This is a genomic window from Streptomyces sp. URMC 123, from assembly GCF_051386515.1.
Lineage (GTDB): Bacteria > Actinomycetota > Actinomycetes > Streptomycetales > Streptomycetaceae > Streptomyces.
On sequence record NZ_JBPQTV010000605.1, the window covers coordinates 1 to 1432 of the forward strand.

Sequence of the window (1432 nt, forward strand, 5' to 3'; positions counted from 1 at the left end):
CGGGCCGGGGGCCTCCGGGATCGGCGAGGGCCGCACGCCGACCGCCGTCCGGGCGGCAGCCGTTCTCGCGTTCGTCCGCACGAGGAGCCGGCTCGTACGCGTGTCGGCCCCGACGGACCGCGCGATTCCTCTAGCTTGATGGCTCTGCCGACCATTCCGGACCGCCCCTCGGCCGTCCGGCGCGCGGAGCGGAGGAATCCAATGCGGCACGGTGACGACGGTCACCGGGGGAACGAGCAGTGGGGGGACGGGCAGCGGGACAGCGAGAAGAGGGGCCAGGCATGCTGCTGAGCGGCGGACGCCACCGTACCGGGAGAGGACGCCGACAGCCGGCCGGAGGGCGCACGAACTGGCGCCGGTTCGCCCTGGTCGCGCCGGTGGCGCTGGGCCTGGCCGGGGCCACGGTCGCCACCACGACGGCGGCCGCCATCCCCGTCTCCTTCGCCGTGGCCGGCAGCCCCTTCTCCGTCACCGCCCAACACCTCCGGGCCACGGGCGCCGTGCAGTTCCCCGGCCACCGCACGGACGCCATGGGCACCCGCCACCCCGTCGCCGTCGTCGGTATCCGGGAGGCCCGCATGGACGGGCTGTGCCAGTCGGCCGTGGCCCGCACGCCCCTCGGAACGGCCACCCTGATGATCCGCTCCCGGCACGCCAGGCCGGTGCACGCCTCCGACATGGTGCTCGACCTGGCTCGGCTGGAGGGCGACATGACCTTCAGATCGGTCGAGATGGGCCGGGACGCGGCCACGCTCGACGGCGCCGGGGTCACCGGGCCGGCCGGAGTCTACGGACAGCAGGCCCGCACCCTGGAGGTCACCGACATGCGCATCAAGGCGTGGTCCCTGACCGCCGGTCTCTTCCGACTGAACGGCGCGGCCATGGACGTACGGGCCGGGGACCACCCATGCCGGTAGGGCGCGGGAGCGGTCGCGGTCACGGTCGGGGACGCGACCGCGGGCATGGCCGCCGGCCGGCGGGAGCCGCCCTGTGCGTTGCCGCGGCGGCCGTGGAACTGGGGTACTTTCCGCTCGCCGAGCCGAGCCTGTTGGCGGTGCAGGGGACGAGTGGAGCGGCGGCCGTACTGGTCGCCCTCGCGCTGGCCGGCTGCGCGGTCCACCTGTGGGTGGCCCCCAAGGCAGCCGCCTACAGCGGCGGCGCCGCGATCGCCCTGGCCCTGCTGTCCTATCCGCTGGCCAATCTCGGGGGCTTCCTCCTGGGCATGCTGCTCGCCCTGATCGGCGGGGCCCTCGCCCTGGCCTGGCAGGCACCGCCGCACGCCACGACGCCGTCGCAGGCCGCGGCACCATCGAACGCTTCCGCGCCGCCGCAGGTTACGGCGCCGCCGCACACCACAGCGCCGCCGCACACCGCGACACCGCCGAATGCCACGCCGGCGCCGCGCACCACGGCGGCACCGAGCCACCGGCCC

At 75.6% G+C, this 1432-nt stretch carries 2 protein-coding genes; both read left to right on the forward strand.

Annotation, left to right across the window (positions count from 1 at the left end):
- Window positions 1–281: 281 nt before the first annotated feature.
- On the forward strand, window positions 282–917 hold the full coding sequence (locus ACSNOD_RS31135) for a DUF6230 family protein (RefSeq protein ID WP_436770429.1): 636 nt from the start codon (window positions 282–284) through the stop codon (window positions 915–917).
- Window positions 908–1432 (forward strand): DUF6114 domain-containing protein (locus ACSNOD_RS31140; protein ID WP_436770430.1); only part of this gene is annotated, 525 nt, incomplete at its 3' end. The genes ACSNOD_RS31135 and ACSNOD_RS31140, both read left to right, overlap by 10 nt.